Annotated in this window: 27 protein-coding genes and 1 tRNA gene; 12 read left to right on the top strand and 16 right to left on the bottom strand. The window is 64.6% G+C overall.

Going from position 1 to position 26,197, the window contains the following annotated elements; translation table 11 throughout:
- Positions 1 to 81: 81 nt before the first annotated feature.
- The gene (astD, locus tag P1IM2_RS15980) at positions 82 to 1,545 is read right to left on the bottom strand and encodes a succinylglutamate-semialdehyde dehydrogenase (RefSeq protein WP_260834183.1); all 1,464 of its coding nucleotides are present in this window, start codon (positions 1,543 to 1,545) and stop codon (positions 82 to 84) included.
- 211 nt (positions 1,546 to 1,756) lie between these two features.
- On the opposite strand from astD, the gene P1IM2_RS15975 reads away from it, so the two are divergent.
- The 4 genes from P1IM2_RS15975 (at position 1,757) to P1IM2_RS15960 (ending at position 5,758) form a co-directional block, all read left to right on the top strand.
- A complete protein-coding gene (locus P1IM2_RS15975) occupies positions 1,757 to 2,647 on the top strand; it encodes an alpha/beta fold hydrolase (RefSeq protein WP_186403060.1) in 891 nt (296 codons plus the stop codon).
- Positions 2,644 to 3,846, top strand: a complete 1,203-nt coding sequence (locus P1IM2_RS15970; protein ID WP_186403059.1) for a glycosyltransferase — start codon at positions 2,644 to 2,646, stop codon at positions 3,844 to 3,846. The genes P1IM2_RS15975 and P1IM2_RS15970 overlap by 4 nt, the downstream gene beginning before the upstream one ends.
- Before the next feature lie 85 nt (positions 3,847 to 3,931).
- Positions 3,932 to 5,335, top strand: coding sequence for an NAD(P)H-dependent flavin oxidoreductase (locus P1IM2_RS15965; protein ID WP_058813246.1), 1,404 nt, complete (start codon positions 3,932 to 3,934; stop codon positions 5,333 to 5,335).
- A gap of 120 nt (positions 5,336 to 5,455) precedes the next feature.
- The gene (locus tag P1IM2_RS15960; protein WP_186403058.1) at positions 5,456 to 5,758 is read left to right on the top strand and encodes a GIY-YIG nuclease family protein; all 303 of its coding nucleotides are present in this window, start codon (positions 5,456 to 5,458) and stop codon (positions 5,756 to 5,758) included.
- Positions 5,759 to 5,876: 118 nt separating this feature from the next.
- Here P1IM2_RS15960 and P1IM2_RS15955 read toward each other — a convergent pair whose 3' ends face one another.
- On the bottom strand, positions 5,877 to 6,875 hold the full coding sequence (locus tag P1IM2_RS15955) for a D-glycerate dehydrogenase (RefSeq protein WP_186403057.1): 999 nt from the start codon (positions 6,873 to 6,875) through the stop codon (positions 5,877 to 5,879).
- Positions 6,876 to 7,011: 136 nt separating this feature from the next.
- On the opposite strand from P1IM2_RS15955, the gene P1IM2_RS15950 reads away from it, so the two are divergent.
- The gene (locus P1IM2_RS15950) at positions 7,012 to 7,470 is read left to right on the top strand and encodes an SH3 domain-containing protein (protein ID WP_186403056.1); all 459 of its coding nucleotides are present in this window, start codon (positions 7,012 to 7,014) and stop codon (positions 7,468 to 7,470) included.
- Positions 7,471 to 7,554: 84 nt separating this feature from the next.
- Here the strand turns inward: P1IM2_RS15950 and P1IM2_RS15945 are convergent, their stop codons facing one another.
- Together P1IM2_RS15945 and P1IM2_RS15940 are read right to left on the bottom strand one after the other, a co-directional pair.
- Entirely contained in the window at positions 7,555 to 8,019 is a 465-nt protein-coding gene (locus P1IM2_RS15945; protein ID WP_186403055.1) for an RcnB family protein, read from the bottom strand.
- Between the two features lie 278 nt (positions 8,020 to 8,297).
- Positions 8,298 to 9,485: an acetyl-CoA C-acyltransferase gene (locus P1IM2_RS15940; protein ID WP_186403054.1), complete on the bottom strand. Its 1,188-nt coding sequence runs from the start codon at positions 9,483 to 9,485 to the stop codon at positions 8,298 to 8,300.
- A gap of 166 nt (positions 9,486 to 9,651) precedes the next feature.
- On the opposite strand from P1IM2_RS15940, the gene P1IM2_RS15935 reads away from it, so the two are divergent.
- The 5 genes from P1IM2_RS15935 to P1IM2_RS15915 all read left to right on the top strand — a co-directional run bounded on the left by P1IM2_RS15935 (position 9,652) and on the right by P1IM2_RS15915 (position 15,796).
- Positions 9,652 to 11,106: a coniferyl aldehyde dehydrogenase gene (locus P1IM2_RS15935; RefSeq protein ID WP_186403053.1), complete on the top strand. Its 1,455-nt coding sequence runs from the start codon at positions 9,652 to 9,654 to the stop codon at positions 11,104 to 11,106.
- 66 nt (positions 11,107 to 11,172) lie between these two features.
- Positions 11,173 to 11,257, top strand: a tRNA-Leu gene (locus P1IM2_RS15930).
- Positions 11,258 to 11,352: 95 nt separating this feature from the next.
- Positions 11,353 to 12,213 carry a Ku protein gene (locus P1IM2_RS15925; RefSeq protein ID WP_186403052.1) on the top strand — a complete coding sequence of 287 codons (861 nt, stop codon included), beginning with the start codon at positions 11,353 to 11,355 and terminating at the stop codon, positions 12,211 to 12,213.
- A gap of 156 nt (positions 12,214 to 12,369) precedes the next feature.
- Positions 12,370 to 14,877 (top strand): DNA ligase D, encoded by a 2,508-nt coding sequence (ligD, locus tag P1IM2_RS15920; RefSeq protein ID WP_186403051.1) that lies wholly within the window; start codon positions 12,370 to 12,372, stop codon positions 14,875 to 14,877.
- Between the two features lie 298 nt (positions 14,878 to 15,175).
- A complete protein-coding gene (locus P1IM2_RS15915; RefSeq protein ID WP_058813295.1) occupies positions 15,176 to 15,796 on the top strand; it encodes a PilZ domain-containing protein in 621 nt (206 codons plus the stop codon).
- Positions 15,797 to 15,801: 5 nt separating this feature from the next.
- Here P1IM2_RS15915 and P1IM2_RS15910 read toward each other — a convergent pair whose 3' ends face one another.
- The 6 genes from P1IM2_RS15910 to rpsD form a co-directional block, all read right to left on the bottom strand.
- A complete protein-coding gene (locus P1IM2_RS15910) occupies positions 15,802 to 16,461 on the bottom strand; it encodes an FABP family protein (protein WP_186403050.1) in 660 nt (219 codons plus the stop codon).
- Between the two features lie 24 nt (positions 16,462 to 16,485).
- Complete coding sequence (gene aguB / locus P1IM2_RS15905) at positions 16,486 to 17,337, bottom strand: N-carbamoylputrescine amidase (RefSeq protein ID WP_186403049.1); 852 nt, start codon at positions 17,335 to 17,337, stop codon at positions 16,486 to 16,488.
- A gap of 110 nt (positions 17,338 to 17,447) precedes the next feature.
- A complete protein-coding gene (locus P1IM2_RS15900) occupies positions 17,448 to 17,909 on the bottom strand; it encodes a hypothetical protein (RefSeq protein ID WP_186403048.1) in 462 nt (153 codons plus the stop codon).
- A gap of 279 nt (positions 17,910 to 18,188) precedes the next feature.
- Positions 18,189 to 19,172, bottom strand: coding sequence for an agmatine deiminase family protein (locus tag P1IM2_RS15895; protein WP_186403047.1), 984 nt, complete (start codon positions 19,170 to 19,172; stop codon positions 18,189 to 18,191).
- 14 nt (positions 19,173 to 19,186) lie between these two features.
- Positions 19,187 to 20,884 (bottom strand): M28 family metallopeptidase, encoded by a 1,698-nt coding sequence (locus P1IM2_RS15890; protein WP_186403046.1) that lies wholly within the window; start codon positions 20,882 to 20,884, stop codon positions 19,187 to 19,189.
- 116 nt (positions 20,885 to 21,000) lie between these two features.
- Positions 21,001 to 21,612, bottom strand: a complete 612-nt coding sequence (gene rpsD, locus P1IM2_RS15885; protein ID WP_003044490.1) for a 30S ribosomal protein S4 — start codon at positions 21,610 to 21,612, stop codon at positions 21,001 to 21,003.
- Between the two features lie 199 nt (positions 21,613 to 21,811).
- Between rpsD and P1IM2_RS15880 the strand changes: the two genes are divergently transcribed.
- Positions 21,812 to 22,123, top strand: coding sequence for a chorismate mutase (locus P1IM2_RS15880; RefSeq protein WP_058811316.1), 312 nt, complete (start codon positions 21,812 to 21,814; stop codon positions 22,121 to 22,123).
- Between the two features lie 7 nt (positions 22,124 to 22,130).
- On the opposite strand, the gene P1IM2_RS15875 is transcribed toward P1IM2_RS15880, so the two are convergent.
- The 6 genes from P1IM2_RS15875 to rpiB all read right to left on the bottom strand — a co-directional run bounded on the left by P1IM2_RS15875 (position 22,131) and on the right by rpiB (position 25,660).
- Entirely contained in the window at positions 22,131 to 22,346 is a 216-nt protein-coding gene (locus P1IM2_RS15875) for a hypothetical protein (RefSeq protein WP_186403045.1), read from the bottom strand.
- A 110-nt stretch (positions 22,347 to 22,456) separates the two neighbouring features.
- Positions 22,457 to 23,209: an RNA methyltransferase gene (locus P1IM2_RS15870; protein WP_186403044.1), complete on the bottom strand. Its 753-nt coding sequence runs from the start codon at positions 23,207 to 23,209 to the stop codon at positions 22,457 to 22,459.
- Positions 23,210 to 23,211: 2 nt separating this feature from the next.
- Positions 23,212 to 23,676: a transcriptional regulator NrdR gene (gene nrdR, locus P1IM2_RS15865; protein WP_062902257.1), complete on the bottom strand. Its 465-nt coding sequence runs from the start codon at positions 23,674 to 23,676 to the stop codon at positions 23,212 to 23,214.
- Between the two features lie 3 nt (positions 23,677 to 23,679).
- The gene (locus P1IM2_RS15860; protein WP_186403043.1) at positions 23,680 to 23,898 is read right to left on the bottom strand and encodes a hypothetical protein; all 219 of its coding nucleotides are present in this window, start codon (positions 23,896 to 23,898) and stop codon (positions 23,680 to 23,682) included.
- 5 nt (positions 23,899 to 23,903) lie between these two features.
- Positions 23,904 to 25,211, bottom strand: coding sequence for a serine hydroxymethyltransferase (gene glyA / locus P1IM2_RS15855; protein WP_186403042.1), 1,308 nt, complete (start codon positions 25,209 to 25,211; stop codon positions 23,904 to 23,906).
- Positions 25,208 to 25,660: a ribose 5-phosphate isomerase B gene (gene rpiB, locus P1IM2_RS15850; protein ID WP_062902259.1), complete on the bottom strand. Its 453-nt coding sequence runs from the start codon at positions 25,658 to 25,660 to the stop codon at positions 25,208 to 25,210. The genes glyA and rpiB overlap by 4 nt, the downstream gene beginning before the upstream one ends.
- A 152-nt stretch (positions 25,661 to 25,812) precedes the next feature.
- On the opposite strand from rpiB, the gene P1IM2_RS15845 reads away from it, so the two are divergent.
- Positions 25,813 to 25,977, top strand: a complete 165-nt coding sequence (locus tag P1IM2_RS15845) for a hypothetical protein (RefSeq protein ID WP_186403041.1) — start codon at positions 25,813 to 25,815, stop codon at positions 25,975 to 25,977.
- The last annotated feature ends 220 nt before the right edge of the window (positions 25,978 to 26,197 follow it).

Raw genomic sequence — 26,197 nt, 5'->3', positions numbered from 1 at the left:
CCTAATTGGTCGGGGGGCGCCGGAATCGCAAAGCAGGCTTTGTTGGCGAGGGTGAAGCTAAAATTGCCTCCGACTTGGCGGTCAGAGATATTTCTTCGTCACCAGCTTCGGCGTGTCGTCATCGCGCAGGCCGACCCCGATCGAGGCGCGCAGCGCATCGCTTTCGGAACTGGCAACCGGATAGGCGCAATAGTCGGCGGCGTAAAAAGCGCTCGGCCGGTGGTTGCCCGACAGGCCGACGCCGCCAAAGGGTGCGGCCGACGAGGCGCCGTTGGTCGGCCGGTTCCAGTTGATGACGCCGGCGCGGGCATTGGCCCAGAACTGGTCGTAAAGCTGGGGCGTCCCGCCGATCAGCGCCGCCGAGAGGCCAAAGGCGGTGTTGTTTGCTTCGGCAATCGCGGCTTGGAAACTGTCGACGCGGATCACCTGGAGCAGCGGTCCGAACAGCTCGATATCGGGGCGTTCGGGCATCGCGGTGACGTCGATGATACCGGGGGTAAGGAAGGGGCGGTTCGCATCGGGCCGCGTCATGTGCCGGATCACCTGGCCGCCGTTCGACATCAGGATCAGAAAGCTCTCGGTCAGGCCGTCGGCGGCCTCGTTATCGATTACCGGCCCCATATAGGGCGCAGGGTCGGCGTGGGGATGACCGACGATCAGCCGTCCCGCGAGCGTCTTGACCTCGGCGAGCAGTTGGTCGGCCATATCCTGTTTGACGATCAGCCGCCGGGCATTGCTGCACCGCTGGCCCGCGCTCAGGAAGGCGGACTGGACAACGATCGTTGCCGCGGTCGCGATGTCGGCGGTGTCCCAGACGACGATCGGATTGTTGCCACCCATTTCGAGCGCGACGATCTTCCCCGGCTGATCGGCGAACTGGCGGTTGATCGCGACCCCGGTGCGCGCCGACCCTGTGAACAGCAATCCGTCGATGCCGGGATGCGCGGCCAGAGCCTTGCCCGCGTCGGGTCCGCCGATGACGAGCCGCACGACCTCTTCGGGAACGCCGGCGCCGTGGAGCAGTTCGACAAGCCGCGCGCCAACGGCAGGGGTTTTTTCAGACGGTTTGAACAGCACCGAATTGCCGGCGATCAGCGCCGGCACGATATGGCCGTTCGGCAGATGCGCGGGGAAATTATAGGGGCCGAGGACGGCAAGCGCGCCGTGCGGCTTGTGGCGCACCGCGTTGCGCAGCCCCATCGCGCCTTCGATCCGGCGGTTGGGGGTGCGTTCGGCATAGGCCTTGATCGAGATATCGACCTTGTTCGCGACCGATTCGACCTCGGTCCGCGCTTCCCACAAAGGTTTGCCGGTCTCGCGCGCGATCAGATCGGCGAGCTGTTCGCCATCGGCCTTCACCCGGTCGGCAAAGCGGCGCAGCGTTTCGGTGCGGAAGGTGACGGGCTTCGCGGCCCAAGCGGGCCAGGCGGCGCGCGCGGTTGCAACTTCGGCGTCGATGTCACTGATACGGCCGCGCCATAATTCGGCGCCGGTTGCCGGCTCGAAGGACAGAAGGTCTTCGCTCATCCCCGTTCCCCCGTCGATTTGGGCCCACAAAGGCGCCGGTGCGCTCGATCATTGGGGGGCGGCAAAAGCATTGTCGCCCTCTTATCTGCGAAAGCGTACGGCGGCAACCGCGATAGGCCCGGCAACAGGGAAATCGGGCCGATTGTCACGGGCGCGACACGGTGGCTTGCACCGGCGCGCGCGGTTCGCGATAGAGGCGGTGAGTATCGGCTTAAGGGGACGGGCGATTTTGGCGCGACAGGATGCACGGCGCGAATGGAGCGATCATTATTGGTGGTCGGCCGATGGCGTTCGCCTGCACGCGCGCATCTATGACGGACCCCCGACCGCGGCGGAGGCGCCGCCGATCCTGTGCATGCCCGGCTTGGCGCGCAACGCCCGCGATTTCGAGGCGCTCGCACCGCATATGGCGGCGCAGCGACGCGTGATCGTGATCGAGTTCCGCGGGCGGGGCGAGAGCGCCTATGCCAAGGATCCGATGACCTATGTCCCGCTGACCTATGTCCAGGATGTCGTCGCGCTGCTCGACGAGTTGGCGATCGCGCGTTTCGCGACGGTCGGCACGTCGCTCGGCGGGCTGGTGGCGATGTTCCTTGCCGCCAGCCTGCCGGGTCGGCTCGTCGGCGCCGTGCTCAACGATGTCGGTCCCGAACTCGAGGCGGCAGGACTCGATCGCATCCGCGACTATATCGGGGCCGGCGGCAGCCAGCCGACCTGGATGCACGCGGCGCGCGCCTATGCCGAGCTCAACGCCGCGGTTTATCCGGACTATGACATTCACGACTGGCTGCGCATCACCAAGCGCACCCACCGGCTGACCCCCGAAGGACGCATCGTCACCGATTACGACAAGCAGATTGCGGCGCCGCTGCGCCTTGCCGGCGATCAGGAGGGTATCGACCTGTGGCCCGCCTATCGCGCGCTTGGCGATGCACCGGTGCTGATCCTGCGCGGCGCGCTGTCGGACATTCTCGCCGGAACGGCTGCCGCAAAAATGCAGGCCACGCTGCCCCACGCGACGCTGGTCGAGGTTCCGGGTGTCGGTCATGCGCCGACGATGGACGAGCCCGCGGCGCGCGCGGCGATCGACGCCTGGATCGCGGCGCTTCCCGCCGCGTGACCGAAGTCGGCGCGATCGAGGAGCGGGAGCATCCGGTCCGCATCCTTCACCTTCACTCGAGCTTTTCGCTCGGCGGCAAGGAGGCGCGGTCGGTTCGCCTGATGAACCTGATGGGCGACCGGGCGCAGCACACGATCCTGTCGGCGGTCCCCGATGCGCTCGGCGCGCGCGATGCGATCGATCCGGGGATCGACGTCAGCTTTCCGACCGATGCGCCGCCGTTGGCCGGGCGGCCGTCGCGGGCGCGTTTCCGCGATCTTGCTGCCTATATCTACCGGTTCGACCTGGCGCTCAGCTATAATTGGGGCGCGATGGACGGGGCGATGGCGCACCGGCTCTACTGGCATCGCTGGTGGTATCAGATGCCGCCATGCCTGATTCATCACGAGGATGGGTTCAACGAGGACGAAAGCGTCCGGCGCAACTGGAAGCGCAACCTCTATCGCCGCTATGCGCTGCGAAACGCCGCGGGGGTCGTCGTGCCTTCAACGCTGCTCGCCGGGATTGCGGTGGACGAGTGGAAACTGCCTCCCGATCGCATCCATCTGATTCGCAACGGAATCGACGTCGCGGCCTATGCCGCCGCGCCATCGGTGCCCATCCCGGGCTTCGTCCGCCGGCCGGGCGAGGTGGTGATCGGGACGGTAGCGGGGCTGCGCAAGGTCAAGGACCTGCCGCGCCTCGTGCGCGCCGTTGCGGCGCTGCCGCCGCATGTGCGACTGGTAATCGTGGGGGAGGGGCCTGAGCGCGCGGCGATCGCCGCCGAGGCGGCGGCGTGCGGTATGGCCGACCGGCTGGTGCTTGCGGGGTTCATGCCCGAACCGGCGCGCTGGATCGGTCATTTCGACCTGCTCGCGCTCTCGTCGCGGAGCGAACAGGCGCCGATTGCGGTGATCGAGGCGATGGCGGCGGGGCTGCCCTTTGTCAGCCCGGCGGTCGGCGACGTGGCGGCGATGGCGGGCGAGGCGAACCGCCCGTTCATTGCGGCGGATGAGGCGGGTTTTCGCGCCGCGCTGGCGCGCCTCACGAGCGATGCGGCGTTGCGCGCAGCGCTCGGCGCGGAGAATCGGCGCGTTGCCGCCGAGCGCTTCACCGAATCCGGGATGGTCGCGGGCTATCAAAGCCTCTATGCTCGTGCGATGGAAGGTTATGACGTTTTTACGGGGCGTTTCCTGGGTTTCGACCCCGCCTTCGATTGACAAAGGCGGCCAGGTTCCGCTTACGGAAACGGCAAATGGGGGCTGGCGCGCGGCTGCGCAGCCGGCGGAGAGAAAGAGGTTTATAGTGTTCAAAGGTTTGAAGCCCATCCTTTACGGCGGACGCGAAGTCTGGCCGCTGGTCGAGGGCGGGAAGGGCGTGTCGGCGACCAACCATATGTCGAGCGGCGCCTGGGCCGCGGCCGGCGGGATCGGCACCGTTTCGGCGGTCAACGCCGACAGCTACGACGCCGAAGGCAAGATCGTGCCGCAGGTCTATCGCGCTGCGACGCGCCGCGAACGGCACGAAGAACTGGTCCGCTACGCCATCGACGGCGCGGTCGAACAGGTGAAGCGCGCCTATGATCTCGCCAGCGGCAAGGGCGCGATCAACATCAACGTCCTGTGGGAAATGGGCGGAGCGCAGCAGGTATTGGAAGGCGTGCTCGAACGCACCAAGGGGCTGATCACCGGCGTCACCTGCGGCGCGGGCATGCCGTACAAGCTCAGCGAAATCGCGGCGCGGCACAATGTTCATTATCTGCCGATCATTTCGTCGGCGCGCGCGTTTCGCGCGCTCTGGAAGCGCGCCTATCACAAGGTCGCGCATCTGATGGCGGCGGTCGTCTATGAAGATCCGTGGCTCGCGGGCGGGCACAACGGCCTGTCGAACGCCGAAGACCCGCTCAAGCCCGAAGATCCCTATCCGCGCGTCAAGGCGCTGCGCGACACGATGCGCGCCGAGGGGATTTCGGACGAGGTGCCGATCGTGATGGCGGGCGGCGTCTGGTATCTGCGCGACTGGAACGACTGGATCGACAATCCCGAATTGGGCTCGATCGCCTTTCAATATGGCACGCGGCCGCTGCTGACGCAGGAAAGCCCGATCCCGCAGGAGTGGAAGGACCGGCTGCGCACGCTCGACGAGGGCGATGTGCTGCTCCACCGCTTCTCGCCCACCGGCTTTTATTCGAGCGCGGTGCGCAATCCTTTCCTGCGCGATCTCGAAGCGCGGTCGGAGCGGCAGATTCCCTATTCGAAGCAGGAAGCGGGTGACCATGTCGCGCAGCTCGACGTCGGCGTGAAGGGCCGCAATTTCTGGGTGACCCCGCACGACCGCGACCGCGCGCGCGACTGGGTGGCCGAAGGCTATACCACCGCGCTCAAGACGCCCGACAATACGGTCGTCTTCGTCACCGAAGAGGATAGGACGGTGATCCGAAAGGATCAGGCCGATTGCATGGGCTGCCTGTCGCACTGCGGCTTTTCGGCGTGGAAGGACCATGACGATTATTCGACCGGCTACCTCGCCGATCCGCGCAGCTTCTGCATCCAGAAAACGCTGCAGGACATCGCGCACGGCGGCGACGTCGACCAGAATCTGATGTTCGCGGGCCATGCCGCGTTCAACTTCAAGACCGATCCCTTTTATTCGAACAACTTCACCCCGACGGTGAAGGAACTGGTCGACCGGATTCTGACGGGGGATTGATAGACCCCGTCATTGCGAGGAACGCAGCGACGAAGCAATCCAGAGTAGCGTAAACTGCCCTGGATTTTTTCCTCAGGCTTTCGCGGGGGTTGCAATGATGCGGTTTGAGAGGATGGAGCCATGCGCGAACGCCAACCGGCGGTCTACATCATGGCCAACCGGCGCAACGGGACGCTTTATACGGGCGTAACGTCGAACTTGCTTCAGCGGGTGGCGCAGCATCGCGATGGCCATGGTGGTTTCTCCAATCGTTACGATTGCAAGATGTTGGTATGGTTCGAAATGCACGTGGCTATGGAAACCGCCATCGCCCGCGAAAAGCAGATCAAGGCCGGAAATCGGAACAAGAAGCTGGGACTGATCGAAGCCGACAATCCGCTTTGGCAGGACTTGTGGTTTCAAATCATTGACGGCAGCGAATGACGCTCTGGATTGCTTCGTCGCTGCGCTCCTCGCAATGACGAAGCGCTATTATGCTACGTCATTGCGAGCGAAGCGAAGCAATCCAGAGCGGTATGGCGAACGGTTATCGTAGCTCAGGCTAAGCCCACCCCTCCAGCACCTGATCGGGCGGTCGGTGCCCGTCGCACCAGGCACGGATATTGGCGATGACCTTTTCGCCCGATGCCTCGCGGCCCTCGATCGTCGCCGAGCCGAGGTGCGGCAGCAGCACGACATTGTCGAGCGCGAGCAGGTCGGGGTCGACCGCGGGTTCGTGCGTATAGACGTCGAGCCCCGCGCCCGCGATGCGGCCGGTCTTGAGCGCCGCGATCAGCGCCTTTTCGTCGATGATTTCGCCGCGCGCGGTGTTGATCAGATAGGCGGTCGGCTTCATCGCACCGATACGCGCCGCGCTGACCATCTCATGGGTTTCGGCGGTGTGCGGACAGTGGATCGTGACCACGTCGCTGATCCGCAGCAGCGTGTCGACGCTCGCATGATAGCTCGCGCCCAATTCCTCTTCGATCGTTTCGGGCAGGCGACGTCGGTTGTGATAGTGGATCGACAGGCCGAAGGCGCGGGCGCGCCGCGCGACGGCGAGGCCGATGCGTCCCATGCCGACGATGCCGAGCAATTTGCCGCCGACGCGGTGACCCAGCATCGCGCTCGGCGCCCAACCCTGCCATTTGCCCGAGCGCATCAGCTTTTCGCCCTCGGCCAGCCGGCGCGGGACCGACAGGATCAGCGCCATGGTCATGTCGGCGGTGTCCTCGGTAAAGACGCCGGGGGTGTTGGCGACCATGATGCCTTTCGCGCGCGCCGCGGCGAGGTCGATATGGTCGACCCCGGCCCCGAAATTGGCGATCAGCTTGAGCCGATCGCCCGCGGCGCCGATGATCTCGGCATCGATCTCGTCGGTCACGGTCGGCACCAGCACGTCGCAGTCGGCGACCGCGGCCTTGAGCTCGTCCTTGGTAAAGGCGTGATCGTGCGCCGACAGGGCGACATCGAACAATTCGGCCATGCGCGCCTCGACCGCCGGCATCAACTGGCGGGTGACGATGACGCGCGGGCGTTTGGGGCGGGATGAATCGGGCATGGCGCCGATAGAGCGCGGCGGCGCGTGGGGGTCAAGAGGGCCAAGCGTGCGCCGACGCGAAAGCCGCTGTGGACGAACGGGGCGAAGGCTGCGGCGAACGGTTGAAAAGCGCCCCCGATTTTGACAAGGCAGGCGAATGACCAGCCGCACGATATTCGCCCTCCTGACGCTGGCCGTGGCGACCGGACCCGCCGCGGCGCAAAGCGACCCTGAACTGCCCTATTGGGCGTCGATCAGCGTCGACGAGGCGCGGATGCGCAAGGGGCCGTCGCCCGATGTGCCCGTCGTGTGGGAATATCGGCGCAAGGATCTGCCCGTCAAAGTGGTCGCGCGCCACGATATATGGCGCAAGATCGAGGATCCCGACGGGACGCAGGGGTGGATGGCGGCGCGGCTGCTCAGCCGCACGCGCACCGCGATCGTCACCGGCGGCATCCGTCCGATGCGCGAAAAGCCCGACGCCGCCGCGGCGATCGCCTTTCGCGCCGAGGCCGGTGTGGTCGGCCGCATCACCGACTGCAAGGACGGCTGGTGCCTGTTTAACGTGAAGGGCCGCAAGGGCTGGATCAAAACCGACCATATCTGGGGCGATTGATCGCCCGCAACGCATGACCCCGCAACGCATGACAAAAGGGGCCGGCAGTCGCCCGCCGGCCCCTTCTCTCGTCACCGTTGGCGTTTAGCGCCAGCGGAAGTGGTTGTAATAGACGCGAACGACCTTGCCCGTGCGCACATTGACCAGCAGCAGGTCGTTATAGTGGCGGACATAGGCCAGGTTGCGGCCCGCCTTCGGCACACCCCAGCGCGCATCATAGTTCAGGCGATAGGTCGGGGCGTAATAGGTCGAATGCAGCGAATTGCCGACCGCGAAGCGGTGATAGCTGAACGGCGCACGCCAGTTCTGGTAGCGATTGTCGCGGCGCCAGTCGCGCTTGTCCTCGCGATATTCGCGCTTCGCGTCGCGCACGTCGCGGTGGGCATCGCGCACATCATGGCGATCGCCATAGCGTTTCGCATGGTTGAGGTCGCGCTGTTCCTGGCGAATATCCTGCCGGTCGCGGGCGAGCTCGCGGGTCTGGGCCTGCGCCATGGCGGGTACCATCATCGCGGCGATCAGGCCGGCGGTGAGAATTTTGCTCTTCATAATGCCATTCCTTGTCTTGCCGTCAGGGGGAGGGGATCTGCCCGATGACAGGGAAAGGATTAGGCGAGTCGATTTGAACGGAGCCGGAATGCCGCGTTTATTTTGAGGACATTAGTGTCGCAAAGTGTCGCGCGGGTTGAAAATGGCCGCGGCGCGATCGTCGCCATGCTTCGTCATTGCGAACGGCGGAGCCGCGCGGCAGTCCAGAGCCGGCATAAACCGCTCTGGATTGCTTCACCCGGCTTTCGCCGGGTTCGCAATGACAGCATCAAGCTGGCCTAAACCAGCTCTACCGCGACCGCGGTGGCTTCGCCGCCGCCGATGCACAGGCTGGCGATACCGCGCTTCTTGCCGTGGCGCTGAAGCGCGGCGATCAGCGTGGTGATGATGCGCGTGCCGCTGGCGCCGATCGGATGGCCGAGCGCGGTCGCGCCGCCGTGGACGTTGATCTTGTCGTGCGAAATGCCAAGGTCGTGCATCGCGAACATCGCGACGCAGGCGAAGGCTTCGTTGACTTCGAACAGGTCGACGTCGCCGATCCACCAGCCGGCCTTCGCCAGCACCTTGTTGATCGCGCCGACGGGAGCGACCGTGAAATCCTTGGGTTCCTGTGCGTGCGCGGCATGCGCGACGAGCCTGGCGATCGGCTTCTTGCCCTTTGCTTCGGCGACCGACTGGCGCGTCAGTACGACCGCGGCAGCGCCGTCGGAGATCGACGAGCTGGTCGCCGCGGTGATCGTGCCGTCCTTGGCGAAGGCAGGACGCAGCGTCGGGATCTTGTCGGGGTTGCCCTTGCCGGGCTGTTCGTCGGTGTCGACGACAACCTCGCCCTTGCGGGTGGTCAGCGTGACGGGCGTGATTTCGGCGGCGAAGGCGCCGTCGGCGATCGCCGCCTGGGCGCGCTTCAGCGATTCGATCGAATAATCGTCCTGCGCCTGGCGGCTGAGCTGATAGGCGTCGGCGGTGTCCTGCGCGAAAGTGCCCATGGCGCGGCCGGCGTCATACGCGTCCTCCAGCCCGTCGAGGAACATATGGTCATAGGCGGTGTCATGGCCGATGCGCGCGCCCGAACGATGCTTCTTGAGCAGATAGGGGGCGTTGGTCATCGACTCCATGCCGCCTGCAACGACGAGGTCGATGCTGCCCGCGGCGAGCGCCTCGGCACCCATGATAACGGTCTGCATGCCCGAACCGCACACCTTGTTGACGGTGGTGGCCTGCACCGACTTGGGCAGGCCTGCCTTGATCGCGGCCTGGCGCGCCGGCGCCTGGCCGAGCCCGGCGGGCAGCACGCAGCCCATATAGATGCGTTCGACATCGTCGCCGGCAACGCCTGCGCGCTCGACCGCCGCCTTCACCGCGGTCGCGCCGAGATCGGTCGCGCTCGCGTCCGACAACACGCCCTGCATGCCGCCCATCGGGGTGCGGGCATAGGAGAGGAAAACGACGGGATCGGTGGCGGTCATGGCAAAAGACTCCGTAGGGGAAAGGTCATCGGTGGCTCGATTAGCGCCTTTGCTGCACTTGCGAAAGGGGGTGGGGTAGGGGGATCGCCCTAAACGATGCGCGTTTCAACTTGAAACCCGCTGCAGAGCGTGGTCAAACAGGCGCAATCACATGGGGAGACGGGTCATGGCCACTGCCATCAAGGAAGATATCGCCAGCGAAAGCGCGCGGATGCAGCGCGTGCTCGAAACGCAGCGCGCCAGCTTTACCGCCGCGATGCCCGAAAGCCTGTCGGTCCGTACCGACCGCATCGACCGCGCGATCGCGCTGCTGGTCGATCATGCCGAGGATTTCGCCAAGGCGGTGAGCGAAGATTTCGGCCATCGCAGCCGCGAACAGACGTTGATGACCGACATCATGCCGTCGGTCAGCGCCCTCAAACATGCCAAGAAGCATATGGCGGCCTGGTCGCGCGGCGAAAAGCGCAAGCCCACCTTTCCGCTCGGCCTGCTGGGCGCGAAAGCCGAGGTTGTCTATCAGCCGAAGGGCGTCGTCGGTGTGGTCGCTCCGTGGAATTTCCCGGTCGGCATGGTCTTCGTGCCGATGGCGGGGATATTGGCGGCGGGCAACCGCGCGATGATCAAGCCGAGCGAGTTTACCGAGAATGTCTCCGACCTGATGGCGCGCCTCGTCCCCGACTATTTTGACGAGAGCGAAATGGCGGTGTTCACGGGCGGGGCCGACGTTGGCGTCGCTTTCTCGAAGCTGGCTTTCGACCATCTGATCTTCACCGGGGCGACCAGCGTCGGCAGGCATATCATGCGCGCGGCGGCGGATAATCTCGTGCCCGTGACGCTCGAGCTGGGTGGCAAGTCGCCGACCTTCATCGGGCGCAGCGCGAACAAGGATCTTGTTGGGCAGCGCGTCGCGCTCGGCAAGATGATGAACGCGGGGCAGATCTGCCTGGCGCCCGACTATCTGCTCGTCGCTGAAGATCAGGAGGGCGAGGTGATCGACAGTGTGAGCAAGGGCGTCGCGTCGCTCTATCCGACGCTGCTCAAGAATGACGACTATACGTCGGTCGTCAACGGCCGCAATTTCGACCGCCTGCAGGGCTATCTGGCCGACGCGCGCGAAAAGGGCGCCGAGGTGATCGAGGTCAATCCCGCGAACGAGGATTTCGCGAGCGCCAACGGCCACAAGATGCCGCTTCATATCGTGCGCGGCGCGACCGACGATATGAAGGTGATGCAGGAGGAAATCTTCGGCCCGATCCTGCCGGTCAAGACCTACAAGACGATCGACGAGGCGATCGATTATGTGAATGCGCACGACCGTCCGCTCGGCCTTTATTATTTCGGGCAGGACAAAAGCGAGGAGGACCGCGTGCTGACGCGGACGATTTCGGGCGGTGTCACGGTCAACGACGTGCTGTTTCATAATGCGATGGAAGACCTGCCCTTCGGTGGGGTCGGGCCGTCGGGAATGGGCAATTATCATGGGCTGGACGGCTTCCGCACCTTCAGCCACGCGCGCGCCGTTTATCGCCAGCCCAAGCTCGACGTCGCCGGGCTCGCCGGCTTCAAGCCGCCCTATGGCAAAGCGACCGCCAAGACGCTGGCGAAGGAATTGAAGAAATAGCTTGGCAAGCGGCGGCGCTTCGCCCTAGGGGGAGCGCCGCGCTTTCGGGCGATGCGCCCGTGGCAGGCCCCTGTGGTGAAATTGGTAGACGCGCTCGACTCAAAATCGAGTTCCGCAAGGAGTGCTGGTTCGAGTCCGGCCAGGGGCACCATAACCGATCATCGACCTTCAGGCGCGTAACGGCCCCGGCGGAACCCGCATGGCAGGCCGCGCATTGCACTCGCATTCCGCTATGGAGGTTTGCAGATGGTGCAACGCGCCTATTGGAAGGGTCAGATCCGCCTCGCACTGGTGTCGATCCCGGTCGAAATCTATCCGGCGACCAAATCGGGGGCGAGCGTCAGCTTCCGCCAGATCCACGAACCGAGCGGCAAACCGGTCAAATATGAAAAGGTCGTGCCCGGCATCGGCGCCATCGATACCGATGATATCGTCAAGGGCTATGAGGTGTCGAAGGGCCAGTATGTCCTGCTCGACGAAGAAGAGATCGAGGCGGTCAAGCTGGAGAGCAAGCGGACGCTCGAGCTGGTCCAATTCGTCGATGCGAGCGACATCGACATCCTCTATTATGAAAAGCCCTATTATGTCGTCCCCGCCGACGATCTGGCCGAGGAAGCCTATATCGTCCTGCGCGAAGCGCTGCGGCGAACGAAGAAGGTGGGGCTGGGACAGCTTGCGCTGCGCGGTCAGGAACAGCTCGTCGGGCTGCGTCCCTGCGGCAAGGGGCTGGTGCTCGAAGTGCTGCGCTATGCCGAGGAAGTGAACAAGGCGGCCAGCTATTTCCGCGACGTCCCCGCGAGCAAGCCCGACGCCGACCTGCTCGATCTCGCCGAAACGCTGATCGACAAGAAGAGCGGCAAGTTCGACGCCGCCGACTATCACAATCACTACGTCGATGCGCTGAAGCGCGTCATTTCCAAGAAAGCGAAAGCCAAGGGCAAGCGCGTGCTCGAGGATGTCGGGGAACCCGCCGACGTGCGCGAAGGATCGAATGTCATTGATCTGATGGCAGCGCTCAAGGCGTCGGTCGACGGCAAGAAAAAGGTCGCCGCTGCGACGAAGAAGAAGGCGCCCGCCAAAAAGGCGCCGGCGAAAAAGCGGGCATAGTCTCGTGAGCGCCGGATTGCCCTCGGCTATTGTGTGCCCATGCGAAGGCAGGGGGCCATCATCCGGCCTCGCGCCATTTTCCTACGGTTCGGCTCGCATCGCCCGCTTCGGTGATGGGCCCCTGCCTTCGCAGGGGCGCAGACAAGGTGGAACGCGATGACCCGTGCCGACCCTCTCGCCCAATATAACAAGAAGCGCGATTTCAAGCTGACCCCCGAACCCGCGGGCAAGGTTGCGAAGGGGGGCGGCAATCGCTTCATCGTCCAGAAACACGACGCGACGCGCCTCCATTACGACTTCCGGCTCGAAGTCGATGGTGTGCTGAAAAGCTGGGCGGTCACCAAGGGCCCGAGCGCGAACCCCGACGACAAGCGGCTCGCGGTGCGCACCGAAGATCATCCGATGGCCTATGCCGATTTCGAGGGGGCGATCCCCAAGGGCGAATATGGCGGCGGTTCGGTGATGCTGTGGGATCGCGGCACCTGGGCGCCGGTCGCGGGGAAGAGCGCGAAGGACCTGGAAAAGGGCCATCTTCACTTCACCCTCGACGGCGAGCGGATGAAGGGCGAATGGCTGCTCGTCCGCATGAAGCCCCGCGCCGGTGAAAAGCGCGAAAACTGGCTGCTCCGCAAGATCGACGACGCTTATGCGGGCGGCAGCGACGACTTGACCGGCCGATACCTCACCAGCGTCCTCACCGACCGCCCGATGGCCGAGATTGCGGGCGACGAAGACGGCGAGCAATCGCTGAAGGACGCAAAGGGTGAAGCCTTCGCGAAGAAGATGGCGGCAGCGGCGGCGCACAATCGCAAGGTCGCCAAAGGCTCAAAAGCCGGCGCCAAGCCGCCCAAATTCCGCAAGCTGCAGCTGGCGACGCTCGTCGACAGCGTGCCGGCGGGCAACAACTGGTTCCACGAGATCAAGTTCGACGGCTATCGCGCGCTCGTCGCCGCGGCGGGCGAGCGGGTCGTCGTCTATACGCGCAGCGGGCTCGACTGGACCGACAAGTTTGCGCCGCTCGCGCGCCACATCGCCGCGCTCGACCTGCCGCCGTGCCTGATCGACGGTGAGATCGTCGCCTATGGCAAGGACGGCAATCCCGACTTCTCCTCGCTCCAGGCGGTCCTGAAACGCGGCCACGGCGCGCAGGACGAGGCGACCGACCTCCACTTCTTCGCCTTCGACCTGCTCGAAGAGAACGGAAAATCGCTCACCGCGCTCGGCAATCTCGAACGCAAGGAACGTCTCGAGGCGCTGCTCTGCGATGCAGCGCCGCCCATTGCGGTCGCCGATCATGTCATCGGCGCGGGCGAAAAGCTCTATGCGGCGATGTGCGGCGCGGGGCAGGAAGGCATCATCGCCAAGCGCGCCGATGCACCCTATGCCGGCCGCCGGTCGAAAAACTGGGTGAAGGTCAAATGCACCCGTCGCCAGGAATTCGTCATCGTCGGCTGGAAGGAGAGTTCGACGAAGGCACGCCCCTTCGCTTCGCTGCTCCTTGCGCAGCGCGAAAAGGGGGAACTCGTCTATAAGGGCAATGTCGGCACCGGCTTCGATGCCGATACGATGGCGATGCTCGCGGCGAAATTCGCGGGCCGCGCGCGCAAGACTGCGCCGGTCGAGGTCGACAAGGTGGCGGCGCGCAAGGTCCATTGGGTAAAGCCCGACCTTGTCGCCGAGATCGCCTTCGCCGAATATACCGCCGGCGGCTCGGTCCGCCACGCGAGCTTCGTCGGGCTGCGCGCCGACAAGGAGGCGAAGGACGTGAAACCCGAAACCAAGGCCAAGGCTCCCGGCCCGGTCAGCGACGTGAAGATCAGCAGCCGCGAGCGCGTCATCTTCCCCGAGGCAAAGGCGACGAAGGGCGACCTCGCCGACTATTATGCCGCGGTGGCGCCGGTCATGCTCCCCCACCTCGCGCGCCGCCCGGTCAGCCTCGTCCGCTGCCCGCAGGGGCGCGCGAAGCAATGTTTTTTCCAGAAGCATGACTCGGGCAGCTTCGGCCCGCACGTCCACCACGTCCCGATCGAAGAGAAGGACGGCGCCGTCGAGGATTATCTCTATGTCGAGGATGCGGACGGCATCCTCGCCTGCGTCCAGATGGGGACGATCGAATTTCACGGCTGGGGCAGCCACGTCGATACGCTCGAACAGCCCGACCGTATGGTCTTCGACCTCGACCCCGACGAAGGGCTCGACTTCGCCGACGTCAAAAAGGCCGCGGCGAATTTGAAGCGCCAACTCGCCGACATCGGCCTCGTCAGCTTCGCGATGCTCTCGGGCGGCAAGGGCGTCCATGTCGTCGTGCCGCTCGATCCGGGGCACAGCTGGGACGCGCATAAGGATTTCTCGAAACGCTTTGCCGAGGCGATGAGCCTTGCCGAACCCGAGCGCTTCGTCGCGACGATGAGCAAGGCAAAGCGCAAGGGAAAGATCTTCATCGACTGGCTGCGCAACCAGCGCGGCAGCACCGCAATCATGCCCTATTCGGCGCGCGCGCGGGCGGGGGCGCCGGTGGCGGTTCCCATCGATTGGGACGGGCTGGCCGCCATCGACAGCGCGCGTCACTGGACCATCGCAGACGCCCGCGCCTTGCTCGATCGCGCCGCGAGCCCCACGCTGAAGGGATGGGGATTTGCGCGGCAGGCGCTGCCCGCGATCTGACCCCGCATCGGCGCTGCGATCCTCCCGCTTTCGAGGCCCGCAAAATAACGATGCTTAGCCATTTAATGTTGCAATTCTGGCACCGTTAAAATGGAGAAAATGTGCAAATTATTCATAATCGGGATGCATGCTTATCGGGTGGTTCGGTCAACTTGTTGAAAGCAGGTTAACCTTACTCGGGACATGTTTGAATATTTTGCAGAATTCGGATATTCTTGCCCGACTAGGCGTGAATATTCTCCGTTAGTTCGATGCCATTTCCTTCCATCGGGATGGCATTGTGGATCAGGAGGATGGAATGATCGAACCCCGCTTTTCGGGCACGGCGCACGAACCCAGGGCCGCGACCGATGGCGATCGTCGTGGGGGGGACCGTTACCGGACGGTCTGGCGGATCGCAAAAGTCGTGCGCGACAATGATGTCGGGCTGTGGCGCGTGCGCAATATTTCCGACCGCGGCATGCAGCTTGCGGCCGACGTTCCCGTCCATGTCGACGAAAATCTGGACATCTATCTGTCCGACAGTGTCGTGCTGAAGGGCAAGATCGTATGGGCCGACGGTGGCCGCTGCGGCGTCGCCTTTCACGAGGAGATCGACGGCGCCGGCGTGCTCAAACAGCTTGCTGCCGAACAGCGCGCTTATGGCTATCGCGCCCCGCGCATCCCGCTCCACTCGCGCGCCAAGGCGCAGGTCGATGGGGTCGAAAGCATCATCGAGCTTGTCGACATGTCGCAAAGCGGCGCGGGCTTCGTCCATGGTGGACATCTTGAGGTCGGGCGCCATCTGCACCTGACGCTGGCCGACGGGCTGGAGCGCAAGGCGATCGTGCGATGGGCGCGCGGCGGCCGCGGGGGACTCTGGTTTACCGAACCGCTGAACCGCGTCGATCTGGAAAGCATTCGCCGCTTCGAGGGCTGAACCGTTCAGGCGATCGCCTTTGCCGTGCCGTCGCGGACGATCTTCGCCCAAGGGTTGAGATCGGCTTCGGCAACCTTGACCAGCCGGTTGTGGTCGCGGTGCCGGAAAGGCTCGTCGCGGCCATGCACCATCAGCATCGTGTCGGAGACATAGCTCCACGATCCGTCAGCATGGAATTCGACGTCGAGCTGATAGCTGTCGGTACGGAACGCCGCTTCCAGAAACGCGGTCGAGCAGATGCCATATTCGGTCTGGCCGCGCTCGGCGCGGACCGACAGCTTGCGCGCATCGGGCACCGCGTGCCCCGCCGCAATCGCGATCTGGCCGCGCGGGATCGCCAGCGTCTGCAGGATCAGCCCGGTCGCCGGTTCGTAGAGCCAGTAACCGACCTGGTCATGGAAGGTGATATCCTCTTCGGGCGTGTTGATGTGCAGATGGTAGCGCAGGCCATAGAATAGCTGCGGCCCGTTCGCTTGCGGGTCGATCGGCTGCATTTCGACCCGTTCGTAATAGTTGCGGGTTTCGGGGCCGTCGGCCTTCGGATTGACATCGACGCCGCGCTTTCCTTCCCAGATACCGGCGAAGTGGCGCAGCGGGCCGAGATTGGCGAGCGTGTCGGGATCGACATTCTCGGGCTCGGTGAAGATGTCGTTCGGCACGTCCATGCGTTATCCCCCCAATCCGCGCGGTCAGATGTCCTCGGCCAGCCGTCCGTAAAGCTGGGGCCGGCGGTCGCGGAAAAAGCCCATGCCCGCACGATGCTTCGCCGCGCGGTCGAGATCGATCGTTTCGACCAGCACCCCCGTTTCGGCGGCGCCGAACGCCTGCGTCAGATCGCCCCATTCGTCGGTTATGAAGCTGTGGCCATAGAAATTCGCGTCACCCTCTGCGCCGATGCGGTTGGCGGCGATCACCGGCATGCAGTTCGACACCGCATGACCCTGCATCGCGCGGCGCCACATGTGGCGGGTGTCGAGGTCGGCGTCATAGGGCTCGCTGCCGATCGCGGTCGGGTAGAAAAGCAGTTCGGCGCCCATCAGCGCCATCGCACGCGCGCATTCGGGATACCATTGGTCCCAACACACCCCGACGCCGATGCGGGTGCCAAAGACGTCCCACACCTTGAACCCCGTGTTGCCGGGGCGGAAATAATATTTCTCTTCATAGCCCGGCCCATCGGGGATGTGGCTTTTGCGATAGATACCCATGATCGCGCCATCGGGGCCGATCATTGCGAGCGTGTTGTAATAATGCGGCCCGTCCTTCTCGAAGAAGCTGGTCGGGATCGCGACCTTCAGCTTCGCGGCGAGCGCCTGCATCGCCTTGACGCTCGGATGCTCGGCGGTCGGGTGGGCGCTAGCGAACAGCGCCTCTTCTTCGACCTGGCAGAAATAGGGGCCTTCAAACAGCTCGGGCGGCAGGATGACCTGCGCGCCCTTGGCCGCCGCCTCCTCGACGAGCGCCGTGACCGCGTCGATATTGGGTTGCACGGGTCCGGGAAGGGGGAGCTGGAGCGCGGCGACGGTGATGGTACGGGTCATGAGGCGGATATAAGCAAGCCAGCGCATCTTGCCACCGCAAAAGCGGATGAGCGGTTGGCGTTGTTAGGATCGGGGGCGTCGGCTAGCGACCGATGGCGGTCATTGGGCCATCAAAGCTGTGACGCGTCCCACGGCGACAGCCGTAAAGGTTCTCTTTGTTGCACGATCGTCGAAGCCGCTTCCTGCCTTAACGTCGCCGCGTCCGATGCGAGGTTGGACATGCGCTCGGCCTTTAGACGAAGCACCGATGTTCGATCCCCGGGGCCATTCAACACACGCCCGAACATTTCGGCTGCTTCATCGTTACGCCCGACTAGCCCTGCTGCGACCCCGGCGTTGTAGAGCATCCAACTTGGGTGCGCCGGTGCCTGTCGCGCTTCGGTCCGTCCCTGTTCCAGGAGAATCTCGGCCGTATCGGGTAGGGAACTAAACATTGCCGCAAGTCGCCGTGCTCCATCGGCCGCTCTGTCGGCGAGGCGCGCGACTGCCACCGCAAATTGTTCGTCCGATAAGTATTCCTCGAAGCCTTCCAAGCGTCCGCCGAAGTCGAAGCTGATCGGCGCAACGTCCATCCCAAGCCAGTGTGCTCCGACGTTAAGATAGCTGCCCTTGCTCCAAGAGCTTGGCTGGAACTCGACAACAGTGAGCCACCAAGAATGATCGAAGAACCATAAGCGCGATTGCCCTTTGCGCTGAAAGCCTAAGGGCCTCAGCGCCGCTGTTGCGGCGTTGGCAATGATCTTGTCGTGTGGGCCCGGTATTCGTCCTCCGCGCCAAAACCTATTCGCGCTTTCGTCGGTTTCCTACCCCAACACCGACGCTTGCACCACCATCCGTGCCCACGCGTCGCCTCACGCCGGCACCTGCTGGCTCGAGCAATGGAAGCTGCCGCCGCCGGCGATGATTCCGCGCGCTGGAACGCCGACGGCGCGGCGATCGGGGAACAGCACCGCGAGTGCCTCGACTGCAGCAGCATCGTTGGCGACGCCATAGGTCGGGACGACAACAACCGTGTTGCCGATGTAGAAGTTCATATAGCTCGCCGCGACGATCTCGCCGTCCATCTCGACCCGGCCGGGCGAGGGGAGGTCGACGATCTCGATGCCACCGAACGCCGCGGCGCGCACGCGCGCATCCTCGTAAATATCGGCGTTGGGGTCGTCGCTGCCCGCCGCCACGGGCAAGGCAAGCCGCCCCTCGCCCACGAAGCGGGCGAGATTGTCGACATGGCCGTCGGTATGGTCGCCGACCAGCCCCTTGCCGAGCCACAGCAGGCGGTCGATACCGAGGGACTGGTGCAGCCTTACGGCAATGTCCGCGCGCGTCAGAGACGGGTTGCGGTTGATGTTGAGCAGACATTCCTCGGTCGTGACGCAAAGTCCGGTGCCGTCGACGTCGATCCCGCCGCCTTCGAGCACCCAATCCTGCTCATCGAAGGGCAGGCCGCTTTCGGTCGCCAGCGCGGCGCCGACTTCCTGATCGCCCGGCATGACGAATTTCTCGCCCCACCAGTTGAAACGAAAGTTGCGCGCGCGCCTTTTCAGGCCCGCTCCCACGATGATCGGTCCCGTGTCGCGCAGCCAGATGTCGCCGAGCGGCTGCACCAGGATGCGCACCCCGTGGTCGACGAGAGCCGCAGCAATCTGCGCCTGCCGCTCGTCATTGACCACTAGCCGCACCTCCTCGCCGCGGCCGCCGTCGTGGACAACGTTGGCAAAAGCAGCGACATCGGCACGCGCCGCATCGATTTGCCCCGCCCACTCGTCATCGAGGTGCGGAAAGCCGATCCACACTGCGGCGTGCGGCGCCCATTCGGCGGGCATATGGAGCGTCATGGGCGCCGCCTCGCTTATTTGCCTTCGCGCGATTTGTCGCGCGCGGCGCGGAACTCGTCGCCTTCGTTCCAGTTGGGCCAGCTATCGGTCGATGCGAGCATCCGGCCGGCGGCATAATAGAGGCGGAGATCGGCGAGCATGCCGTCCCAATTCTTTATCGCAGCATATTCGTCGCCGGGCGCGTGGTAACGGTTCTTCTCATAATCCTCGGCGGCTTTCTTGCCGGCGTCCTTGCCGCCCGCGAACAGATCCTCGCCGGCGCCGAAGTTGAAGAAGGGCACGCCGCGCTTGGCGAAGCTGAAGTGATCCGAGCGATAGTAGAAGCCCTTTTCGGGGGTCGGTTCATCGACAATCGTCACCTTCGCCGCCTTGGCGATCTTCTCCAGATAGGCGTCGAGCTGCGACTTGCCGCGGCCGACGACGACGATGTCCTTCGCGGGCCCATTGGGGTTGAGCGCGTCCATATTCACGCCGCCAACCGTTTGCGCGAGCGGAAACACCGGGTTCGCGGCATAATATTCCGATCCGAGCAGACCCGATTCCTCCGCCGTCACCGCCAGGAACACGATGCTGCGGTCGGGCGCGCCCGCCTTCTGATAGGCCTGCGCCAGCGTCACCAAGGCGGCGGTGCCGGTCGCATTATCGACGGCGCCGTTGCAGATGTCGTCGCCGTTCACCGGCGTGCAGCGGCCAAGATGGTCCCAATGCGCGGTATAGAGCACATATTCGTCGGGCCGCTTCTTGCCAGGCAGAATGCCGATGATGTTATGCGACAGCTTCTTGGAAATCTGATTGTCGAAGCTGAGCGAGGCCTTGACGCCGGTGAGCGGGACGGCCTTGAAACCCCTCTTGCCCGCCGCTTCGCGCAGCGCGTCGAAATCCTGCCCGGCGCTTGCGAACAATTCCTTCGCCTTGTCGAGCTGTATCCAGCCGTTCGCCGCAGTCTGATCGGCGCCGCCATCCTTCTTTTCGGCGAGATATTGGGTGCCGGTGTTGCTGCTTTCCACGACGTTCCAGCCATAGGCGGCGGGTTCGGTGTCGTGGACGATCAGCGCGGCGGCGGCGCCCTGGCGCGCCGCTTCTTCATATTTATAGCTCCAGCGGCCGTAATAGGTCATCGCGCGGCCGTTGAATTCGCCTTTGGTTTCCGGGGTTTGCCAGTCGGGGTCGTTGACGAGGATGACCACCGTCTTGCCCTTCACATTGAGCCCGGCATAATCGTTCCAGCCCTTTTCAGGCGCGTTGATGCCATAGCCTACGAAGACGACGTCGCTGTCCTTGATTTCGGTCTTCGGCTGCACGCGGTAGCTGAAGGCGACATAATCCTTCGCATATTGCAGCGTGACCGGCGCCTTGCCGCCGGTGAAGTGCAGCGGCGTCGCATTCTTCGCTGTGATCTCGACAAGCGGGACTTCCTGCGTCCACTGGCCGTTGTTGCCGGGCTTCAGCCCTGCCGCCGCGAACTGGCTCGTCAGATAAGCGATCGTCTTTTCTTCGCCCTTCGTCCCGGGTGCGCGGCCCTCATAGGCGTCCGATGACAATTCCTTGGTCACATCCTGCAAAGTCTGGAGCGACAACTCGGGGAACTGGACATCGGGCAGCACGGCAACAGCGTCGGCCGCCGTGGCCCCGGTCGTCGGCGCATCGGCATTGCACCCGGCAACGCCGAGCAGAACCGCAAGAGCTGCGGTGGTTCGGGGGAAGCGAAGCATGGAATTTCCTTGGGTTTTCGTGTTTGACGGGAGGCTTTTGCCAGCCGGGCCGCCCCGATGCAAGAAGGGCGGCCCTTTCGGACCGCCCCCTTGATGTCGCTTCGGTGGAAACCGGATCAGCGCGAATAGAATTCGACGACCAGATTGGGTTCCATCTTCACCGGATAGGGTACTTCGTCGAGCGTCGGCACGCGGACGAAAGTCGCCTTGGTGCCGTCGAGCGCCAGATATTCGGGCAGGTCGCGCTCGGGCAGGCTCTGCGCTTCGGCAACCAGCGCCATTTCCTGCGCCTTCTTGCCGAGGGTGACTTCGTCGCCCGGCTTCACGAGGCGGCTCGCGATGTTGCACTTCACGCCGTTCACATAGACGTGACCATGGCTGACGAGCTGGCGCGCCGAGAAGATCGTCGGCGCGAACTTGGCGCGATAGACAAGCGCGTCGAGGCGGCGTTCGAGCAGGCCGATCAGATTCTGGCCGGTGTCGCCCTTCATGCGCGCGGCTTCGATATAGTTCTTCTTGAACTGCTTTTCGGTGATGTCGCCGTAATAGCCCTTGAGCTTCTGCTTGGCGCGGAGCTGGATGCCGAAGTCCGACATCTTGCCCTTGCGGCGCTGACCGTGCTGGCCGGGGCCATATTCGCGGCGGTTGACCGGGCTCTTCGGGCGACCCCAGATGTTTTCGCCCATCCGGCGGTCGAGTTTGTACTTGGCGCTCTGGCGCTTCGACATATGTCGTCTCCAATTTGCTGTGTGCCGAAGGATTTCGGCGGATCCCGGATCGCACCACAGGTCCGCTGTCCTGTGCGACCGCCGCTTCACCGGGGTGCGGGGTCAATTTGCGAAGGCGCGCGGTTAGACCGTAGGCGCGGCCGAGTCAAGTCGTGCCGGACGCTGGACGGCGCGCAAAAAGGCGCTAAAGGCAGCGCGCATGACCTCTGCCAAACTTCCAGACCAATGCGAAACCATGGCCGACGTGCGCGCCGGCGTCGATCAGGTCGACCGCGAGCTTGTCGCGCTGCTGGTGCGCCGGTTCGGCTATATGGACGCGGCGGCGCGGATCAAGACCGAGCGGAGCGCCGTTCGCGACGAGCCGCGCAAGGCGCAGGTGCTCGACAATGTCGCGCGCGAAGCCGAAAGCGCGGGCCTCGATCCGCAGCGTATCCGCGCGGTGTGGAACGAACTGGTCGAACAGTCGATCGCCTATGAGGCCGTCCGCTGGGACCGCCTGCGCGCCGACTAACCGTCGCTCAATTGGTGGCGGCGGTACCGGGCTTGTCGCCATCGGCGTGGGCATCGTCCTTTGGCGGTGCCGATTCGACGACGGTGCGGCAGATGCGCTTCGGCACCGCGCTGCCGGTGCTTTCGACCTTTTCGCAAATCTTCTTCGGCTTGGCCGACTTTGCCGGCGGAGGGGCTTCGGTTCCCGCCGCTGCAAAGGCGAGCGAAAGCATCAGGCTCATCATCTTCAGTCTACTCCCGGGGAGAGCCGCGTCGCAATTCTGCGGCGGCGGGCCAACGATGCTGCACCGCAGCACGATGCGAAGAAATTGTCAATTCCGTTGCGGCGGACGACTTACCGCGCGCGGGGCGTGCGGCCCAATATGGTCACGATCCCGTGCATCATCCGGATGTCGTTGTGCGACCAGCCGGTCTTCGTCAGCGCGGTGCGCAGCGTCCGCAGCGTTGCCTCGGTCCGTTCCTCGGGAAAGAAATAGCCGGCCTTGTCGAGGTCGCGGACGAAATGCTGGATCAACTCCTCTAGCTCGCCGTGCGGGGCGGGGGGATCGAGCGGGACGTCCGGCGGGCTGGCGAGCGCGATGCCTCCCTTGCCCCCGCTCGGGACATGCTTCGACCATTCATAGGCGAGCAGGATCACCGCCTGCGCCAGATTGAGCGATCCGAACTGGGGGTTGATCGGCACCGTGACGATGCTGTGGGCCAACGCGACGTCGTCGGTTTCCAGTCCCGAGCGCTCGGGCCCGAAGATATAGGCCGACCGTCCGGCGCTGGCATGAACCTGCCTTGCCGCCTCTTCGGGCGTGAACACGGGCTTGGAAACCCCGCGCTTGCGCACGGTGGTCGCATAGATGGTCTGGCAATCGGCGACCGCATCGGCCAGCGTATTGAATACCTGCGCCTCGGCCAGCACCACGTCGGCCCCCGATGCGGCGGGCCCCGCATCGGGGTTCGGCCAGCCATCGCGCGGCGCGACAAGGCGCAGTTCGGTCAACCCGAAATTGAGCATCGCGCGCGCTGCCTTGCCGATATTCTCGCCAAGTTGGGGGCGCACGAGGACAATGACGGGGGGAGGGGCCAGATCCGTCACGGTCAGCCCTGCTTCGCTGCCTCGGTGATCGACGAGGCGAATTCCTCGAAATCCCGGGCTTCGGTAAAGTCGCGATAGACGCTGGCGAAGCGGATATAGGCGACATTGTCGAAGCCCTTGAGCGCCTCCATCACCATCGCGCCGATCTGCGTCGCCTGGACCTCGTTGTCGCCCGAGGTTTCGAGTTGGCGCTGGATGCCCGACACCAGTCGTTCGATCCGCGCGCCGTCAATCGGGCGTTTGCGGCACGCGATCTGGACGCTGCGCATCAGCTTTTCGCGGTCGAAGGGTTCGCGCCGCCCGTCGGCCTTGAGTACGGCGACCTCGCGCAGCTGGATACGCTCGAAGGTGGTGAAGCGCGCGCCGCAATCCTCGCACTGGCGGCGGCGGCGAATGGCGGCGCCGTCCTCGGTCGGGCGGCTGTCCTTCACCTGGCTGTCTTCATGTCCGCAATAGGGGCAGCGCATGGGCTATCGCTTCACCCGCGCATAGAGTGCGATGGCTGCGCCCGCGAACAACCCGACCGGCCAGGTCACGACGGGCAGCACCGCACCCGCGATCGCACCCACGACGCCGCCGGTGATGACCGGCCGCGTCGAGGGATGGTCGATCCCCTGCTTGCCCATCGCCTTGACCTCTTCGATCGTCAGTTCGACCAGCGTCGGTTCCTCGGGGTGCTGCCGCGCCATCGCCGTTATCCCTGATAGATGGGGAAGCGTTCGCACAGCGTGCGGACGCGGGCGCGGACATTCGCTTCGACATCGGCATCGCCATGCTCGCCCTTGTCGCGCAGCGCTTCGAGCACGTCGGCGACCATGTCGCCGATTTCCTCGAACTCGGCGATCCCGAAGCCGCGCGTCGTTCCCGCGGGCGATCCGACGCGGATGCCGCTGGTCTTGACCGGCGGCAGCGGATCGAAGGGCACGCCATTCTTGTTGCAGGTGATCGCCGAGCGTTCGAGCGCCTCGTCGGCGTCGCGGCCGGTGATGCCGAGCGGACGCAGGTCGATGAGGGCGAGGTGCGTGTCGGTGCCGCCCGCGACGACGTCGGCGCCGCGCGCCTTGAGCCGATTGGCGAGCGCCTGCGCGTTGGCGATCGTCGCCTTCGCATAGTCCTTGAACTCGGGGCGCAGCGCCTCGCCGAATGCCACCGCCTTGGCCGCGATGACGTGCATCAGCGGGCCGCCCTGCAGGCCGGGGAACACCGCCGAGTTGATGCGCTTCGCAATCGCCTCGTCATTGGTCAGGATCATGCCGCCGCGCGGGCCGCGCAGCGTCTTGTGCGTCGTCGTGGTGACGACATGGGCATGTTCCATCGGCGAAGGGTGGGCGCCGCCGGCGACGAGGCCCGCGAAATGCGCCATATCGACCATCAGCAGCGCGCCGACATCGTCGGCGATGGCGCGGAAGCGCGCGAAGTCGAGCGTACGTGGATAGGCCGAGCCGCCCGCAATGATGAGCGCGGGGCGATGTTCCTTCGCCAGTGCCTCGACCTGGTCGAAATCGACCAGATGATCGTCGGCGCGCACGCCATATTGGACGGCGTTGAACCATTTACCCGACATGGCAGGCGCCGCACCGTGGGTGAGGTGGCCGCCGGCATCGAGGCTCATGCCGAGGATCGTCGCGCCGGGCTTGGTCAGCGCCAGCATCACCGCCCCGTTCGCCTGCGCGCCCGAGTGTGGCTGGACGTTCGCGAAGTTGCAGTCGAAAAGCTGCTTCGCGCGATCAATCGCGAGCTGTTCGACTTCATCCGACGGCGCGCAGCCCTGATAATAGCGGCGCCCCGGATAGCCTTCGGCATATTTGTTGGTGAAGACCGACCCCTGCGCCTCGAGCACCGCCTTGGAGACGATGTTTTCCGAGGCGATCAGTTCGATCTGATATTGTTCGCGTTCCAGCTCATGCTTCATCGCTGCGGCGACTGCAGGGTCGGTAGCGGCGACGCCGTCGGTGAAATAGCCGGCCGATTTGATGGGCTTGTCGAGCGTGTCGGTGGTCATTGGCTGTTCTCCAGGACGGGCGGGTGGGAAAGCTTGTCGACGCGGCGCGCGTGGCGGTCGCCGGCGAAGTCGGTGGTCAGGAAGGCGGTGACGCAGGCCTTGGCCATGTCGATGCCCGTCAGCCGCGCACCCATCGCGATGACGTTCGCGTCATTATGTTCGCGGGCAAGCTTCGCCGACAGCGGCTCGGACACCAGGGCGCAGCGGCACGCCGGATTGCGGTTGACCGAGATCGAGATGCCAATGCCCGACCCGCACAGCGCAATGCCTTTATCGGCGCTGCCATTGGCGACCGCAGCGGCGAGGCGGTAGCCATAATCGGGGTAATCGACGCTCTCGGGACCATGGGTGCCGAGGTCGGCAACCTCATGCCCTTCGCCGCGCAGCCAGTCGGCGAGCAGCGCCTTCAGGTCGGTGGCGGCATGGTCGGATGCAATGGCGATGCGCACGGCGCGTCTCCCGCTGGGGCGTTGAGGGAATCGGATGAGCGCGCTTTAAGCGAAGCGCCGCGGATTGGCCATAAGCGGCAGCGGCTTTTTCGCCGCTATTTTGTCACAAAGCGGGTTTGACCGGCCGGCCTGCCGCCCGTAGAGCGCCGGGCATGGGCGACCTATTGCTTTCTATCGTCATGTTGGGCGGAATCGCGCTGCTGGGCGGTGGGGTCATGGTGTTTCGCAGCGGCGACCGCCGCCGCGCGCTGCTGATGGTTGTCGCGGCGCTGATCATGTTCGCCAATGTCGCCATCTGGCTGGTTCCGGTGAAATGATATCGGTCCTCCCTGTCGCGACGCGATGGGGAGGGGGACCATCCGAAGGATGGTGGAGGGGCGCGACGTTGCCGCCCCTCCGTCAGCCCTTCAGGCTGCCACCTTGTATCTTGATAATGATGCATAAGCGCGTTTGCGGGAGGGTCCGCTAGCGGACCCTCCCGCGCCGTCTGCGAGCCCGTTGCCACCTAGGTTCTCGAGACCGCTGGGGAGCTTGGGC

It is taken from the genome of Sphingopyxis sp. P1IMeth2 (assembly GCF_900185685.1).
Classification (GTDB): domain Bacteria; phylum Pseudomonadota; class Alphaproteobacteria; order Sphingomonadales; family Sphingomonadaceae; genus Sphingopyxis; species Sphingopyxis terrae_A.
The sequence above is the reverse complement of the archived record's forward strand: the minus strand, read 5'-3'. Positions and strand labels throughout refer to the sequence as shown.